Genomic DNA, 15,519 nt, shown 5'->3' on the forward strand with positions numbered 1-15,519 from the left:
ACGACGGAATGCGTCCCCTCAGCGGAAGAGCATGCCGAGCAGGCGTGGCACGAGCTCGTCGTCGAGGGTCCACGGCAGGAAGATCACCCGGTACATGATCGGGGCGAGCAGGCCGTCGATGACCGTGTCGGCGGTGAGCGCCGCATCCGTTCCGGGGGTGGGCGCCGCATCCGTTCCGACGCGATCGACGATGAGCTGCGCCTCCGAGCGCCGGTTGCGCAGGCAGTCGCTCTCGAGCTCGCCGGCGGTCGACGCGCCGCCACGCAGCAGGGCGGCGTTGACCGGATTGCGGTAGTGCTCGACGATCTCGGCGGCCCACAGCTCGAGGTCGCGGCGGATGTCGCCGGTGTCGGGGATCGGACGTGCCGGATCGAGGCGGTACGTCGCCACGTCGTTGATCATCGTCGGCAGATCGCCCCAGCGCCGGTAGACGCTCGACGGCTGCACGCCCGCGCGCTCGGCGATCATCGGGATCGTGACGCGCTCGCGGCCCTTCTCGGCGATGAGCTCCTCGACGGCCGTCTTCACGCTCGCGAGCACGGCGGCACTTCGACCGCCGGGACGTCTCGCGACCTCATTCTCGGGCATAAATGCAATCCTAGTTGCTTTAACCTCCGAGCGGGAGTACGGTCCCGATAACGCAAACCGATTTGCTTTAGGGAGCCGCCCCGTGTCCGTCAGCACCGCATCCATCCCGGTCGTCCCGGCGTCGCGCCGCCGGGCGATCTCACAGCGCGCATCCTTCGTCGGCATCTCGATCACCCTCGTCGCGTTCTTCGTCGCGGCCGGGGCGCCGGCGCCGCTGCTCGGCGCGCTCGAGTCGCGCTGGGGCTTCCCGACCTGGGAGCTCGGCGTCGCGTTCAGCGCCTACGCGTTCGCGCTGCTGCTCACCCTGCTCGTGGTGGGGTCGCTCTCCGACCACCTCGGACGCCGGCCCGTGCTCATCGGATCGCTCGCCCTCGAGCTCGTCGCGCTCGCCGTGTTCTTCGCGGCCGGCAGCGTCGAGTGGCTCATCGTCGCTCGCGTGCTGCAGGGCATCGCTACCGGCGGCGCGACCGCGGCGTTCACCGCCGCCGTCATCGAGTTCGCCCCCGCGCACCGCAAGCGGCTCGGCGCGATCATCGGCGGCGCGGCCCCCGCCGGCGGACTCGGACTGGGCGCGCTCATCGCGGGCGGGCTCGAGTCGGTGACGGATGCGACGCCCCAGCTCGTCTTCGGATCCCTCGCGATCGTGATGGTCGCCGGCGTCATCGTCGCGGCGCTCAGCGCCGAGACCGTGACCCCGGTGCCGGGAGCGCTCGCGTCCCTCCGGCCGCACCTCGCGATCCCGCGCGCCGCGCGCGGCACGTTCCGCCGGGTCGTGCCGACGGTGCTCGCGGCCTGGATGGTGCCGACCCTGTTCATCGGACTGCTGCCGACGGTGCTCGCCGGGGTGTTCGGCATCCACGACACGCTGGTCGGCGGCGTCATCTCGTTCCTGCAGCCGGGCGCCGCCGCGATCGCGGGCGCGCTGACCGGCGGCCGTCGCGCGCGCTCGATGCTCGTGCTCGCCCCGGCGCTCGTCGCGGTCGGGGCGCTCGGCATCATCCTCGGCATCGCGCTCGTCGCCCTCCCGGTGCTCGTGCTCGGCGGGATCGTCGGCGGCAGCGGGTTCGGCATCGGGTTCTCGGCCGCGCTGCGCGAGCTCACTCCGCTCGCGCAGCCGCACGAGCGCGCGGGCCTGTTCGCCGGGCTCTACCTCGTGTCGTACCTCGCGTTCGGCGTGCCCGCGGTGGTGGCGACGGCGCTCGTGGCGCCGCTGGGCGTGCTTCCCGTGGCGCTCGGCTTCGGCGCGGTGATCCTCCTCGCGGCGGGCATCGGCCTCGCGGCCCAGCTGCTCCCTCGGCGCTGAGCGCGTCCGTTCTCGCTGAGGGGACGCAAACTGCTGCTTCGGACGCGTTCAGAGCGACAGGATGCGTCCCCTCAGCGACGGAGTGGGCGCACGCCGGGCCGCCACTAGGCTCGGAGGATCGTGGCAGCATCCGTCCCCCCGCCGCCGCTCGCCGGGCGGAGCCGGATGCTGTGGGTGACGATCGCGATCGTCCTCATCGGTCTCGTGCTGCGCTCGCCCGTCGTCGCGGTCGCGCCCGTCGTGCGCGGCATCCAGCTCGACCTCGGCGTCGGCGCCTCGGTCGTGGCGCTGCTCACGAGCATCCCGGTGCTGTGCTTCGCGGTCGCGACGCCGTTCGCGGTGTGGCTCGCGAACCGCGGCGGCACGCCGTTCGCGATGACCGCGGGCCTCGCCGCGATCGTGGTCGGAGCGATCGTGCGCTCGGTCGGCGACGTGCCCGCGGTGTTCGCCGGCACGGCGCTGCTCGGCATCGGCATCACGGTCGGCAACGTCATCGTGCCCGTCGTGATCCGCCGCGAGTACTCGGGCCGGCGTGCGCGCCTCATGACGCCGCTGTACACGTCGACGCTCAACATCGGCTCGGCGGCGGCGACGCTCGGCGCCCCGCCCATCGCCGCCGGCGCCGGGTGGCGCGTCGCCATCGCGGTCTGGGCGTTCGCGGCGGTCGTCGCGATCGCCGTGCTGCTCGGCCTCAACGGATGGCGCCGCTCGCTCGTCCCGCTGCCCGCGGCGCTCCCCGAGCTCACCGAGGACCACGTGCCGCCGCGCCTGTTCCGCAGCGCGACGACGTGGATGCTCGCGGCGGCGTTCGCCGGCCAGGCGTTCGCCTACTACTCGGTCACCGCCTGGCTGCCGACCCTGCTCGCCGACGAGGTCGGCACGTCGACGACCGCGTCGGGCGCGATCGCTGCGGTGTTCCAGATCAGCGCGATCGCGGGGGCGTTCCTCGTGCCGGCCGTCGCGTCCCGTCTCGGCGACGCCGCCGGGGTCACCGTGATCGGCGCGATGTGGATGACGGTGCCGATCGGATTCCTCCTCGCGCCCGGCGCGTGGGCGGTGTGGTGCGTCGTGGGCGGCGCCGCGCAGGGAGGCGGCTTCACGGCGATCACGATCCTCGTCGTGGTGCTCGCGCGCGACGACCGCCACGCGTCACGCCTCTCGGGCCTCGTGCAGGGCGTCGCCTACGCCGTCGCGGCGCTCGGTCCGCTCGTGGTCGGGGCCGTGCACGAGGCCGTCGGCGGCTGGGTCGCACCGCTGCTCGTGGTGCTCGCGGCGACATCCGTCTACCTCGTCGTCGGAACGCTCGCGGGCGTGCGGATCGGACGTAGGGCACGATGAGGCCATGCCACTGAACGGGGAGTACGCACCGAGCACCGCCGAGCGGGCCCGCGTGCAGGCCGAGACCTTCGAGGCGACGGGCGGCGCGCAGGCAGCCGAGCTGCACGGCAAGCCGATCATCGTGCTGACGAGTGTCGGCGCGAAGAGCGGCAAGCTGCGCAAGACCGCGCTCATGCGCGTCGAGCACGACGGCGTCTATGCCGTCGTGGCGTCGAAGGGCGGGGCGCCCCAGCACCCGGTCTGGTACTGGAACCTCGTCGCCAACCCGCACGTCGAGCTCCAGGACGGCGCCGACAGGCGCGACTACGACGCACACCTCGCCGAGGGCGCTGAGCACGAGGAATGGTGGGCGCGCGCGGTCGAGGCGTGGCCCGACTACGCGACGTACCAGACGAAGACGACGCGCCGCATCCCGGTGTTCGTGCTCGTGCCCAGGGACTGAGCATCGGCTGATCGCACCGATCCCGGCCGTGGCGCGCCGGTAGCGTCACGCCATGACCCGGATCGCGGCCGTCGCGCCGGTGCTGCCCGCGCACGTCTACCCGCAGGCGGCGATCACGGCCGAGCTCGCGCCGCTGCTCACGCGAGACCCGGGCCGACGCGCGGTCATGGAGCGCCTGCACTCGTCGAGCCGCATCGCCCACCGGCACACCGCGCTGCCCCTCGAGGCGTACCGGTCGCTGGGCTCGTTCCGGGAGGCGAACGACGCGTTCATCCGCATCGCGACCGACCTGCTCGAGGGTGCGCTGAGGACAGCGCTGACGGATGCCGCGCTCGCGCCCGCCGACATCGACGCGCTGTTCTTCACCTCGGTCACCGGGATCGCCGCGCCGAGCGTCGACGCGCTGCTCGCGACGCGCATGGGCATGCGCCCGGACGTCAAGCGCACCCCGTCGTTCGGCCTCGGCTGCGTCGCCGGCGCCGCCGGGCTCGCCCGGGTCGCGGACTACCTCGACGGTCATCCGGCCGAGGTCGCCGTGCTGCTGAGCGCCGAGCTGTGCTCGCTGACCCTGCAGCGCGACGACGGCACGACGGGCAACCTCGTCGCGACCGGCCTGTTCGGCGACGGGGCGACCGCCGTCGTGCTCGTCGGCGACGCACACCCGGCCGCGCGCGGACCGCGCATCGAGGCCACCCGCAGCGCGCTCTACCCGCATACCGATGACATCCTCGGCTGGCGCGTGGGCGGCACCGGGTTCGAGATCGTGCTGACGTCGGCCGTGGCATCCGTCGTCGACGCCCACCTGCCGGCGGATGCCGCGGCCTTCCTCGCCGCGCACGGGCTCACCGCCGCCGGCGTCGACCACTGGGTCGCGCATCCGGGAGGTCCACGGGTGCTCGAGGCGCTCGCCGCCGCGTTCGGGGTGCCGGATGCCGCCCTGCAGCGCAGCTGGGACTCGCTCGAGGCGGTCGGCAACCTGTCGTCGTCGAGCGTGCTGCACGTGCTCGCCGACACGATCGAGCTGGACCGTCCCGCGCCCGGCGCGGTCGGCGTGATCGCCGCGCTCGGCCCGGGACTGAGCGCCGAGTTCGTGCTGATGCGGTGGCCGTGATGCCGTTCGCCGAGCCGTCGCTGGTGCCGGTGGTGGTGCTGCTGCCGGTGGTGGTGCCGGTGGTGGTGCCGGTGGTGGTGCCGGTGGTGCTGCTGCCGTCGGTGTCGCTGTCGGTGCTGCTGTTCTGGGCTCTCGTCGTCGGCACGGGCGCCGAGCGCGTCGGCGAGCTCGTCGTCTCGCGGCGCAACGCCGCAGCGGCTCTCGCCCGCGGCGGGGTCGAGTCGGGACGCCGCCAACTGCCGTGGATGATCGCACTGCACACCGCTCTGCTCGTCGGCTGTCTCGTCGAGGCGCCCTTCCGCCCGTTCGTGCCCGCGCTCGGCTGGCCGATGCTCGCCGTCGCGCTCGCCTGCCAGGCCGGGCGGTACTGGTGCATCGGATCGCTCGGCGCCGCGTGGAACACCCGCGTCATCGTGGTGCCGGGCGACCGGGCGGTCGCCGACCTCGGTCCGTACCGGTGGGTGCGGCATCCGAACTACTGGATCGTCGCGATCGAGGGCGTCGCGGTTCCGCTCGTGCACACCGCCTGGGTCACGGCGCTCGCGTTCACGGTGCTCAACGCGGTGCTGCTGCTGCGGTTCCGCATCCCGGTCGAGGAGCGGGCGCTGCGGGCGCTGGGGCCGCCGTGACCGCCTTCGACGCGGATGTGGTGATCGTCGGCGGGGGACCGGTCGGCCTCGTGACCGCGATCGAGGCGCGGCTCGCGGGGCTCGATGCGCTCGTGCTCGAACGGCATCCGGGGGTCGTCGACAAGGCGTGCGGGGAGGGACTCATGCCGGGCGCGCTGCCGCTGCTCGCGCGACTCGGCGTCGACCCGGAGGGGATGCCGCTGCGCGGGGTGAGCTACCGGTCGGCGTCGGGCGCCGCGGACCACCGGTTCGCGGGTCCGGCCGGCCGCGGCGTGCGGCGCACGGTGCTGCACGCCGCCCTGCGCGCGCGGGCGCTCGCGGCCGGGGCTCGCGTCGAGCGGATGCGGGTGACCGAGCTCGCGACGGATGCCGACGGCGTGACCGTGGGCGGCATCCGTTCGCGGTGGCTGGTCGGCGCCGACGGACTGCACTCGACCGTGCGCCGGCTCGCGGGACTCGCCGGGCGGGCCGGGGGCGTGCATCGGTTCGGCTACGTGCGGCACTACGCCCTCGCGCCGTGGACCGACCTCGTCGAGGTGCACTGGAGCCCGCGCGTGGAGATCTACGTGACCCCGGTCGCGCCGGGCCTGGTCGGATTCGCGATGCTCGGTCCGCGACGGATCGCGTTCGACGAGGCGCTCGCGGAGCTGCCCGAGCTGTGCGCGCGCGTGACGGGCGCGGAGCACGCGTCGTCGCTCGCGGGCGCCGGTCCGCTGCGGCAGCGCGCCGTGGCGCCGTCGCGCGGACGCGTGCTGCTCGTCGGCGACGCGTCCGGATACGTGGACGCCATCACGGGCGAGGGCCTTCGGCTCGGCTTCGCGCAGGCGCGGGCGGCGATCGCGTCGCTCACCGGCGGGCCCGCCTACGCGCCGGAGTGGCGGCGGATCACGCGGGGGTTCCGGGTGACGGCATCCGTGCTCGTGGGCGCCGCGGGCACGCCGCTGCGCCGCGCGATCGTGCCGGCCGCGCGTCGGCTCCCGCGGCTCTACGGCGCGATCGTCGAGCAGCTCGCCCGCTGACCCGCGCCGGGCACTCGTGCGCCGCGAACAACGGATTTCACGGATGATCAGCCCCTTCGTCACACGGCAGGCTGCGCGCAAGGGCGGGCCGGCGGATGACTCCGTGAAATCCGTTGTCGCGGGTCAGCCGAGGAGGAGCGGGATGAGGTCGGTCGGGGTCGCGGCGAGGGCGACCGTGTCGGTGCGTTCCGCATCCGTTCCATAGCCCCAGAGCACCGCGATCGTGGGCACGCCGTTCGCGGCCGCACCCTCGACGTCGTGGATGCGGTCGCCGACCATGACCGGCCGGGAGACGTCGAACCCGAGCGCGGCGAGGCGCACGAGCGCCTCGGCCACGACGTCCTTCTTCGCGCTGCGCACCTCATCCGCGCTCGCGCCGGTGATCACGTCGAGGGCATCGACGAGTCCCGCCTTCTCGAGGATGAGCGTGGCCGGGATCTCGGGCTTCGAGGTCGCGAGCGATGACGGCAGGCCGGCCGCGTGCACCTCGCGCACGACCGCGGCGATGCCCGGGAACAGCGGCGAGTGCACCGCTCCGTTCACGATGTAGTGCTCGCGGTAGATGGCGAGCGCACGCGCGGACTCCTCGGGGTCGAGCTTCGCGAGGTCGCGGAACGAGTCCATGATCGGCGGCCCCACCCAGTGGATGAGCTCGTCGTCGCCGGGCACGGGCATGCCGAGCTGCTGGTACGTCCAGCGCAGGCTCTCGAGGATGCCCGCGGCGGAGTCGACGATGGTGCCGTCGAGGTCCCAGAGCACGCACGAGTACGGACGGGTCGGGTCGGCGCTCACGATCCCAGGCTAACCGGCTCAGAACAGCCGGGCGTGCCCGGTCTCGAGGCCGCGCATCTCGTCGTAGTCGAGCACGAGGCAGCGGATGCCGCGGTCCTCCGCGAGCACGCGCGCCTGCGGCTTGATCTCCTGCGCCGCGAACACGCCCGCGACGGGCGCGAGCAGCGGATCGCGGTTCATGAGCTCGAGGTAGCGGGTGAGCTGCTCGACGCCGTCGATGTCGCCGCGGCGCTTGATCTCGACGGCGACGGATGCCCCCGCGGCATCCGTCGCGAGGATGTCGACCGGGCCGATCGCGGTCATGTACTCCCGCCGCACGAGGGTGTGGCCCTCGCCGAGCAGGTGGATCTGCTCGGCGAGCAGCTTCTGCAGGTCGGCCTCGACGCCGTCCTTGCGCAGTCCCGGGTCGATGCCGAGCTCGTGCGTCGAGTCGTGCAGGATCTCGTGGATGTTCACGACGAGCAGGTCGGCGGTCTTCGCGTGGCTCACCTTCCAGATCTCGGTGACGCCGGCATCCCGCTGATCCTCGTCGGGCTCGACGGTGCTGAAGGTCGCGGGCGGCGACATCCAGTTCAGCGGCTTGTACGAGAGCGCGTCGGCGTGCACGAGCAGGCTGCCGTCGGCCTTGAGGATGAGCAACCGCGTGCCGAGGTCGAGGTGCGCGCTCAGGCGCCCGGCGTAGTCGACCGAACAGCGGGCAATGACGAGTCGCACCACTCCACGGTACCCACCGGATGAGGAGGCCGTACCGCGTCAGTCGAGCAGGCTCGCGTGGATGGCGACGAGCACGACGCCCGGTCATGCTCGTCGTGGCGCCGTGACGGATGCCGCGGTCGAGCCGGCAGGCGGCCGCAGAGCCGGGGTGGTGAGCGACGCGGTCGCGAGGATCGCCATCGGGAGCAGGAACGCGTGGAGCACGCCCACGACGGAGCCGAGCCCGCCGATGATCGACGGACCGCCGAGCTGGGCGACCGTGCCGACGGTCGCAACGGCCGCGACGCGGGCGGGGGCGCCGTCCGGATCGTCGGCGGCCGCCGACATCGAGAGCGGGTAGCCGAGCGCCGCGCCGAGCCCCCACACGACGACGCCGGCTACGGCGATTGCGGGCCACGGCACGAGCACCACGACGAGGATGCCGAGCACTGCGGCGAGCATCGAGAGGCGCACGCTGCGCATCCGGCCGAGCCGGTCGACGACGCGCCCGCCGAGTGCGCGCCCGACAGTCATCGACAGGGTGAAGACGCTGAGCATCAGGGCGCCGACCGCGGCGCTCACGCCGCGCGCCTCGACCATGCCGACCGCGAGCCAGTTGTTCGCCGCGCCCTCGATGAACGCGAACCCGAGCACCACGAGGGCGATGCCGAGCACCCGCGGCTCGCGCCACACGAGCAGGCGGTCGAGCGCCCCCATCGCGGGGCGGCCGGCGAGCTCGACGCGCCGCGGCAGCGAGGGCGCGAGCAGCAGGCCGGTGACGAGCACGGCGGCCGCGACGACCCCGTCGTGCACGGCGAGCGGCACGCCCGCAGCCGATGCCGCGGCACCGAGTCCGGCGCCGACGAACCCGCCGATGCTCCAGGTCGCGTGGAACAGCGGGAGCATCGTGCGCCCGTGCGCGCGTTCGAGCGCCGCCGCCTCGACGTTCACGGCGATGACCGTCGTCGAGTTGCTCAGGCCGAACAGCACGAGGGCGCAGGCCGCGAGCGGGGCACTGTGGGCGACGGATGCCGCGGCGCCGAGCCCGGCGACCGCGACCGCCATCCCCGCTGCAGCGGTGCGCACCGTGGTGCGAGCGCCGAAGCGGTGAAGCACGTGGCTCGCGAGCAGCACGCCGACGAGGCTCCCGATCGGCACGGCCGTGATGAGGGCGCCGACCTGCGCGACGCCGAGGTGCAGCTCGGCCTGCACGACGGGGATGCGCGAGGTCCACGTGGCGACGGCGAGCCCGCTGAGCAGGAATCCCGCGAACACCGCGCGGCGCCAGGCCGCGACCGGCGGCCGCGCGTCGAGCACGGGGATCGGTGCCGTCGCCGGACCGGGGCTGACGTCGGGGTCGCTCACGGCATCCGTTCGTCCGTCAGCGCTGCCGCCGTGCCGCGGCGCGCTCGCGAGCCGCACCCGACACGAGACCCGAGACGGCGACGAGCACGAGCACCGGCACGAGCGCGTAGAGCAGCCCGACGTGCTCGCCGAGGAAGCCGATCACGGGCGGTCCGATGAGGAACGCGCAGTAGCCGATCGTCGCGACGGCGCTCACCCGCGCCGCGGCCCGGCGGGGGTCGTCGGCGGCCGCGGACATGCCCACCGGGAAGCCGAGGGACGCCCCGAGGCCCCACAGCACGACGCCGATGCCGGCGACCACGATGTTCGGAACGAGGATGTAGGCCGCGAGCCCGACGACCGCGAGCGCGGCCGAGGCGCGCAGCACGGGCACGCGTCCGAACCGGTCGATCACGAGCACCCCCGCGAGGCGCCCGATCGTCATGGCCGCGACGAACACGCCGAACACGACCGCGCCGCCCTCGTTCGATGTGCCGTGGCCGTCGACGGATGACAGCGCGAGCCAGTCGTTCGCACTGCCCTCGGCGAAGGCCATGCCGAGCACGATGAGTCCGATGAGCAGGGTCGCGGGCTCGCGCCAGATCGCGAGCCGGTCGCGCCAGGTGCCGTGGTCGGCGGCATCCGTCTCGGTCTCGGTGTCGCCGTCGACGAGGTGCTCCGACCGCAGGAAGCGCACGGAGAGCTGCACGCCGACGACGAGCAGCACCGCCGTGCCGCAGATGTGCACGAGCACGGGCACGCCGAGGCGCTCGAGCAGCGCGCCCGCGCCCGCGCCGAGCACGGTGCCGCCGCTGAAGAACGCGTGGTAGACGGGCATGATCGTGCGGCGCAGCACGCGTTCGTTCGCCGCGCCCTGCAGGTTCATCGCGACGTCGCAGACGGCGAAGCAGGAGCCGAAGACGACGAGGCCCGCGAAGATCACCGGGTAGCTCGTGAGGCCGACGCCCATGCCCGCCAGGGCGTAGCCGGCCGGTCCGAGCAGGAACGCCAGCACGATCGTGCGGCGCGCCCCGAGGCGCGCGACGATGTGGCTCGATCCGAGCAGTCCGAGGATGCTGCCCGCGGAGATCGCGAAGATCAGCCAGCCCATCTGGGCGGAGCTCGCGGCGAGCGCGTCGCGCACGGTGGGCAGGCGCGCCGCCCAGCTCGCCATGGCGATGCCGCACATCGCGAACACCACGAACAGGGCGTTGCGCCAGGCGACGACCTGGGTGCGCGAGAGTCCGCCGGCGTACGGCGCGGTCGAGACGGATGAAGCCACGGTGATTCCTGGGGATGGGGCGGATGCGGTCCGCATCCGTCCGCGGTCGCTCGCGCCGTTGGCGACGGTGCGGACGGGCGGCGGAGCGGGCGGGCGGCGGGGCCGGGGTGCCGCGGGTCGAATCGATTCGATCAACCCGGTCCGAGTACTGTAACCAGCCATGGACGCCGAGGCAAACCCCCGCCCGACGCTCGTCGCGGTCGCCGCGCGCGCGGGTGTCTCGCCGTCGACGGCGTCCCTCGCGTTCAGCGGCGCGGGCCCGGTCTCGGCGGCGACCCGGGCGCGCGTGCTCGCGGCCGCCGAGGAGCTCGGCTACGCCGGCCCCGACCCGCGCGCGGCCTCGCTGCGGCGCGGCCGCTCGGGCATCGTGGGCGTCGTCTTCGACGACCGGCTCAGCCGCGCGTTCCGCGACCCCGTGCAGCGCGCGATGCTCGACGGCGTCGCCGACGAGCTGTCGCCCGCCGGCAGCGCGCTCCTGCTCGTGACGGATGCCGGCGACGGCCCGGCGAGCGTCGCGGTCGCGCCGATGGATGCGGTCATCCTCGTCGGCTGCAGTCCGCGCGTGGCGGAGTCCGTCGCCCTCGTGCGGCAGCGCGGCGTTCCCGTCGTCGCGATCGAGGCTCCGCCGCTCGAGGGGGTGCACGCGATCGACCTCGACAACCGGGGGGCATCGCGCCGGCTCGCCGAGCACGTGCGCTCCCTCGGCCACGAGCGAGTCGCGATCGTCGCTCTCCCGCTCGATGCGCGAGAGCGGGCCGCGGGCGGCGCGCCCGGCACCGGCCGCGGTATCCGCGCGCTGCCCGACCCCGCGATCGGCACCGTGCAGGTGACGATGGAGCGGGCGGCCGGGGTGCGGGACGTGTTCCCCGGCGCGCCCGGCGTCGTCGCCGACGGCAGTTTCGTCGAGTCGGGCGAGGTCGCGGCGCGCGTCGTGCTCGAGCGCAGCCCCGCGACGGACCGGCCGACCGTGATCTTCGCCCAGAGCGACCTGCTCGCTGTGGGCGTCATCCGTGCCGCGCGCGAGCTCGGCCTGCGCGTGCCCGAGGACCTCAGCGTCCTCGGCTTCGACGGCGTGAAGCTCGACGGACTCGCCGCGGACGACCTCACGACGATGCGGCAGCCCGCGGTCGAGAAGGGCCGTGCGGCGGCGCGTGCCGCGCTGGACCTCGCCGCGGGAGAGGTGCCCGCGCCGGTCGGGCTGGTGTGCGAGTTCCACGCCGGGGCGACCGCGGGGCCCGTCCCCGCCGCCGTCCCCGCGCTCTGAGGCCCGGCCCGATCGGGGGCGTGCCGGCAGGTAGACCGCGACGTTGATCGCGCCCGCGATCGCGAGGCAGCGAGCGTCGCCCGCGCCGATGAGCACGCCGTCGAGCACGAAGACGAGTCCGCCGAGCGGGACGCCGAGCGCGAGCACCAGGAGCACCGGCAGGAGAGCCGCGCGCAGGCCCGCGGCGGTCGTGAACGCGAGCGGCAGCACGGGGGTCGCGAGCGCGGTCAGCGCGCCGAGCACCATCCGCACCGCCCCACTCTCTCGCACCCCCGCCACCAGCGGGATTTGGGAGATTCGGGAAAACGTGAAATCAGAGTAGGGTCGCGGACATGAACACGGCGATCGAGACGCACGGTCTCGTCAAGCGATTCGGGCGCACGACCGCGCTCGACGGACTCGACCTCGAGGTGGCGGCGGGCGAGGTGCACGGCTTCCTCGGCCCGAACGGCGCGGGAAAGTCGACGACGATCCGCATCCTGCTCGGGCTGATCCGGGCGAGCGCCGGCACGGCATCCGTTCTCGGCCGCAACCCATGGACGGATGCGGTGGCCGCCCACCGCGACCTCGCCTACGTGCCCGGCGACGTCAGCCTGTGGCCCAACCTGACCGGCGGCGAGACCGTCGACCTGCTCGCGAACCTGCACGGCGGCGCCGACCCGGCGCTGCGCGCCCGGCTGCTCACGGACTTCGAGCTCGACCCCCGCAAGAAGTCCCGCAGCTACTCGAAGGGCAACCGGCAGAAGGTCGCGCTCGTCGCCGCTCTCAGCCGCCGCGCGAAGCTCTACGTGCTCGACGAGCCCACGAGCGGACTCGACCCGCTCATGGAGGAGGTGTTCCGCGCCGAGATCCGCCGCGTGCACGACGAGGGCGCGACGGTGCTGCTGTCGAGCCACATCCTCGGCGAGGTCGAGCAGCTGTGCGACCGGGTCACGATCATCCGGGCGGGCCGGGCCGTCGAGCGCGGCACGCTCAGCGAGCTGCGCCACCTCACCCGCACGACGTTCACCGTCGTGAGCGACGCCGACCTCGGTTCGCTCGCCGGCGTGCACGACGTGCAGCACGACACGCGGTCGTGGCGCTTCGACGTCGACTCCGACGCGGTGCCCCCCGTGCTCGCGGCGCTCGGCGCCGCGGGCGTGTCGAGCATCACCGTCGCGCCGCCGAGCCTCGAGGAGCTGTTCCTGCGCCACTACGGCGAGCAGACGGATGCCGACGCCACCTCCGGCACGTCGCTCTCCAGGACCCACGCCTGATGCTGCGCCTCACGCTCATGCGCATCCGGCGCGACCGGATCACGACGCCGATCTGGGTGCTCGCGACCGCACTGCTCGCGCTCATGTCCGCGACCGCGATCGCCACCACGTACGGCGGAACGGCCGAGCGGGAGCAGCTCGTCCGGGTGCTCACCACCACGCCCGCGCTCCTCGCCCTGCGCGGCGTGCCCGACGGCGGCAGCGTCGGCGCGTTCAGCTTCATGCAGGTGTACACCTACCTCGCCCTGATGGCGGGTCTCATGTCGACGTTCCTCGTCGTGCGCCACTCGCGTCGGGAGGAGGAGCGCGGTCGCACCGAGCTGCTCGGCGCCGGGGCGATCGGCCGCGCGACACCGCTTGCCGCCGCCCTGCTCGACGCGCTGCTCGCGAACGTGCTGCTCGCGGCCGTGGTCGCGCTCGCCTTCATCGCGGGAGGCCTGGACGCGGGCGGCTCGGTGCTCGCCGGGCTCGCGACGGGCGGCGTCGGCCTCGCGAGCGCGGGACTCGCCGCGCTCTCCGCCCAGGTCGCGCCGACGTCCCGCTCTGCGAACGGACTCGCCGCGGCCGCAGTCGGCGTGCTGTGGGGGCTGCGCGCGATCGGCGACGCCGCCGGTCAGCGCAGCGCCGACGGGCTCACCGTGACGAGCACGTGGCCGAGCTGGCTCAGCCCGATCGGCTGGGGACAGCGCACGCTGCCGTTCTCGCACCCGGATGCCGCCCCGCTGCTTCTGCAGGTCGCGCTCGCGCTCGTCACGGCATCCGTCGCCCTCGTCGTGCAGGGCCGCCGCGACCTCGGATCGAGCCTGCTGCGCGAGCGGAGCGGACGGGCGGACGGCCGCATCCGTTCCGCCCTCGGGCTCGCCTGGCGGCTGCACCGCGGTTCGATCATCGGGTGGGGCATCGGCGGCGCCGCGCTCGGACTGCTCGCGGGCGCGCTCGCCTCGGTGCTCGACAGCTCGCTCGCCGACCAGCCTGAACTGTCGAGCGCGCTCGACACGTTCGTCGGGCGCGGCCACGGCACGATCATCGAGGAGTTCCTCGCCGTGCTGGTCGGCCTCGCGGGGGCGCTCGCCGCGGCCGCGGGGGTGCACACGATCGTCCGCGCGCGATCGGACGAGAGCGACGGCCGGGTCGAGCTGCTGCTCGCGAGCCCGGTCGGCCGCATCCGCTGGATCGGCTCCTGGCTCGTCGTCGCCGCTCTCGCGGTCGCGGTCGTGCTCACGGCGGCCGGTGCGGTCACGGCGCTCTCGCTCGTCGCGGCCGGGCGGGGAGACCTCGCCGGCGGAGCGCTCGCGGCCGCCGCGGCCCAGCTGCCCGCTGCGGCGCTGTGCGTGGGCGCGGCGGCGGTGTTGTTCGCGCTCGTGCCGCGCGTGAGCGTCGGGGTGAGCTGGGCGGCGCTCGGCGCGGCGCTGCTCATCGGGCAGTTCGGCGGCATCCTCGACGTGCCCGACGCGGTGCGCGACGCGAGCCCGTTCACGCACGTGCCGGCCGTGCCGCTCGCGGGCGTCGACTGGTCGGGGGCGTGGTGGTCGGCGGGCATCGCGATCGTGCTGCTCGCGCTCGCCGTGGTCGTCGTGCGGCAGCGCCCGCTAGCGTCGTGAGCATGGCCGGGAGCGGAGCGGGTGCGGGAGACCGCGAGACGGGGGCCGAGCGGATGCCGGAGAGCAGCATCCGTCTGGTGAGCGCGTTCGCGGACGCCGGCTTCCCCCGCATGGCGGCGACCGTGCTCGTCGCGCTGCTCACGAGCGAGGCGGGCGCGCTCGACGCCGAGCAGCTCGCGGCCGTCACGGGTGCGAGCCCCGCGGCGATCTCGGGCGCGGTCAAGTACCTGCAGGTGGTCGGGATGATCGACCGTCACCGGATGCCGGGGCAGCGCCGGTACGTCTACGAGATCCCGGCGGCGTGGTACGCCACGAGCGTCAACAACGGCGCGATCTACGAGAAGCTCATGCTCGCCGGGGAGGCCGCGGCATCCGACCTCGGCGCCGGGGCGCAGGCGCGCGTGCTCGACATGGTCGGCTTCTTCCGCTTCGTGCGGGGACGCCTGGCCGAGCTGCTCGCCGAGTGGCAGGAGCACGGCGGGCGTTGAGCCGCGCTGATCCCTCGCAGGGGGAGAGTCAGCCGCGGTCGATGCCGAACGTGTGACGGTACAGCGCCTGCACGTCGCGGTCGAGGGTGTCGAAGCGCTGATCGACTCCGTCGAACCGCGCGGACATGGCGTCGAACCGGGCGGACACGGTATCGAACCGCGCGTCCATCTTGGCGTCGAGTCGGGCGATGTCGGCGCGCAGCACGCGCACGAGCAGGGTCGACATCACGCCGAGGGCGCCGAACGCGAACGCCGCGAACACGCCCAGGGCGGTCCAGGTCTGCGCGTCGCTCACGGTCATCCTCCTATTGTCATCGAGGATCGGGAGTCTGTCACCCGCTCAGACGGAGAAGCCGGTCCAGGCCGCGC

The 15,519-nt window shown here is 74.1% G+C and carries 16 protein-coding genes; 10 read left to right on the forward strand and 6 right to left on the reverse strand.

The window, feature by feature from the left end:
• Positions 1–18: 18 nt before the first annotated feature.
• Positions 19–588: a TetR/AcrR family transcriptional regulator gene (locus QT381_RS09785; protein WP_289248749.1), complete on the reverse strand. Its 570-nt coding sequence runs from the start codon at positions 586–588 to the stop codon at positions 19–21.
• An 82-nt stretch (positions 589–670) separates the two neighbouring features.
• Here QT381_RS09785 and QT381_RS09790 point away from each other — a divergent pair, with 82 nt between their 5' ends.
• From QT381_RS09790 to QT381_RS09815, 6 genes are all read left to right on the forward strand, one after another.
• The gene (locus QT381_RS09790) at positions 671–1,891 is read left to right on the forward strand and encodes an MFS transporter (RefSeq protein WP_289248750.1); all 1,221 of its coding nucleotides are present in this window, start codon (positions 671–673) and stop codon (positions 1,889–1,891) included.
• Positions 1,892–2,011: 120 nt separating this feature from the next.
• Positions 2,012–3,229 carry an MFS transporter gene (locus tag QT381_RS09795; protein ID WP_289248751.1) on the forward strand — a complete coding sequence of 406 codons (1,218 nt, stop codon included), beginning with the start codon at positions 2,012–2,014 and terminating at the stop codon, positions 3,227–3,229.
• A 4-nt stretch (positions 3,230–3,233) separates the two neighbouring features.
• On the forward strand, positions 3,234–3,671 hold the full coding sequence (locus QT381_RS09800) for a nitroreductase family deazaflavin-dependent oxidoreductase (protein WP_289248752.1): 438 nt from the start codon (positions 3,234–3,236) through the stop codon (positions 3,669–3,671).
• A gap of 52 nt (positions 3,672–3,723) precedes the next feature.
• Positions 3,724–4,782, forward strand: coding sequence for a type III polyketide synthase (locus QT381_RS09805; RefSeq protein WP_289248753.1), 1,059 nt, complete (start codon positions 3,724–3,726; stop codon positions 4,780–4,782).
• 107 nt (positions 4,783–4,889) lie between these two features.
• Entirely contained in the window at positions 4,890–5,411 is a 522-nt protein-coding gene (locus QT381_RS09810) for an isoprenylcysteine carboxyl methyltransferase family protein (protein WP_289248798.1), read from the forward strand.
• Positions 5,408–6,430 (forward strand): NAD(P)/FAD-dependent oxidoreductase, encoded by a 1,023-nt coding sequence (locus QT381_RS09815; RefSeq protein ID WP_289248754.1) that lies wholly within the window; start codon positions 5,408–5,410, stop codon positions 6,428–6,430. Before QT381_RS09810 ends, QT381_RS09815 begins: the two co-directional genes overlap by 4 nt.
• Before the next feature lie 123 nt (positions 6,431–6,553).
• Here QT381_RS09815 and QT381_RS09820 read toward each other — a convergent pair whose 3' ends face one another.
• The 4 genes from QT381_RS09820 to QT381_RS09835 form a co-directional block, all read right to left on the reverse strand.
• On the reverse strand, positions 6,554–7,222 hold the full coding sequence (locus QT381_RS09820; RefSeq protein WP_289248755.1) for an HAD hydrolase-like protein: 669 nt from the start codon (positions 7,220–7,222) through the stop codon (positions 6,554–6,556).
• A gap of 18 nt (positions 7,223–7,240) precedes the next feature.
• On the reverse strand, positions 7,241–7,936 hold the full coding sequence (gene nucS, locus QT381_RS09825; RefSeq protein ID WP_289248756.1) for an endonuclease NucS: 696 nt from the start codon (positions 7,934–7,936) through the stop codon (positions 7,241–7,243).
• A gap of 84 nt (positions 7,937–8,020) precedes the next feature.
• The gene (locus QT381_RS09830; RefSeq protein WP_289248757.1) at positions 8,021–9,280 is read right to left on the reverse strand and encodes an MFS transporter; all 1,260 of its coding nucleotides are present in this window, start codon (positions 9,278–9,280) and stop codon (positions 8,021–8,023) included.
• A gap of 16 nt (positions 9,281–9,296) precedes the next feature.
• Positions 9,297–10,541, reverse strand: a complete 1,245-nt coding sequence (locus QT381_RS09835; RefSeq protein WP_289248758.1) for an MFS transporter — start codon at positions 10,539–10,541, stop codon at positions 9,297–9,299.
• Between the two features lie 160 nt (positions 10,542–10,701).
• On the opposite strand from QT381_RS09835, the gene QT381_RS09840 reads away from it, so the two are divergent.
• The 4 genes from QT381_RS09840 to QT381_RS09855 all read left to right on the forward strand — a co-directional run bounded on the left by QT381_RS09840 (position 10,702) and on the right by QT381_RS09855 (position 15,150).
• On the forward strand, positions 10,702–11,805 hold the full coding sequence (locus QT381_RS09840; protein ID WP_289248759.1) for a LacI family DNA-binding transcriptional regulator: 1,104 nt from the start codon (positions 10,702–10,704) through the stop codon (positions 11,803–11,805).
• Between the two features lie 332 nt (positions 11,806–12,137).
• On the forward strand, positions 12,138–13,061 hold the full coding sequence (locus QT381_RS09845) for an ABC transporter ATP-binding protein (RefSeq protein ID WP_289248760.1): 924 nt from the start codon (positions 12,138–12,140) through the stop codon (positions 13,059–13,061).
• Entirely contained in the window at positions 13,061–14,662 is a 1,602-nt protein-coding gene (locus QT381_RS09850) for an efflux permease Rv1217c-related protein (RefSeq protein WP_289248761.1), read from the forward strand. The genes QT381_RS09845 and QT381_RS09850 overlap by 1 nt, the downstream gene beginning before the upstream one ends.
• Positions 14,663–14,664: 2 nt before the next feature.
• Positions 14,665–15,150 (forward strand): GbsR/MarR family transcriptional regulator, encoded by a 486-nt coding sequence (locus tag QT381_RS09855; RefSeq protein ID WP_289248762.1) that lies wholly within the window; start codon positions 14,665–14,667, stop codon positions 15,148–15,150.
• A gap of 28 nt (positions 15,151–15,178) precedes the next feature.
• On the opposite strand, the gene QT381_RS09860 is transcribed toward QT381_RS09855, so the two are convergent.
• The gene (locus tag QT381_RS09860; RefSeq protein WP_289248763.1) at positions 15,179–15,451 is read right to left on the reverse strand and encodes a hypothetical protein; all 273 of its coding nucleotides are present in this window, start codon (positions 15,449–15,451) and stop codon (positions 15,179–15,181) included.
• Between the last annotated feature and the right edge of the window lie 68 nt (positions 15,452–15,519).

It is taken from the genome of Galbitalea sp. SE-J8 (assembly GCF_030345695.1).
GTDB lineage: Bacteria > Actinomycetota > Actinomycetes > Actinomycetales > Microbacteriaceae > JAUASV01.

Coding starts and splice junctions, on each gene's coding strand:
- QT381_RS09785 (WP_289248749.1), bottom strand. CDS start 588: ATGCCCGAGAATGAGGTCGCGAGACGTCCCGGCGGTCGAAGTGCCGCC.
- QT381_RS09800 (WP_289248752.1), top strand. CDS start 3,234: ATGCCACTGAACGGGGAGTACGCACCGAGCACCGCCGAGCGGGCCCGC.
- QT381_RS09805 (WP_289248753.1), top strand. CDS start 3,724: ATGACCCGGATCGCGGCCGTCGCGCCGGTGCTGCCCGCGCACGTCTAC.
- QT381_RS09840 (WP_289248759.1), top strand. CDS start 10,702: ATGGACGCCGAGGCAAACCCCCGCCCGACGCTCGTCGCGGTCGCCGCG.
- QT381_RS09845 (WP_289248760.1), top strand. CDS start 12,138: ATGAACACGGCGATCGAGACGCACGGTCTCGTCAAGCGATTCGGGCGC.
- QT381_RS09850 (WP_289248761.1), top strand. CDS start 13,061: ATGCTGCGCCTCACGCTCATGCGCATCCGGCGCGACCGGATCACGACG.
- QT381_RS09855 (WP_289248762.1), top strand. CDS start 14,665: ATGGCCGGGAGCGGAGCGGGTGCGGGAGACCGCGAGACGGGGGCCGAG.
- QT381_RS09860 (WP_289248763.1), bottom strand. CDS start 15,451: ATGACCGTGAGCGACGCGCAGACCTGGACCGCCCTGGGCGTGTTCGCG.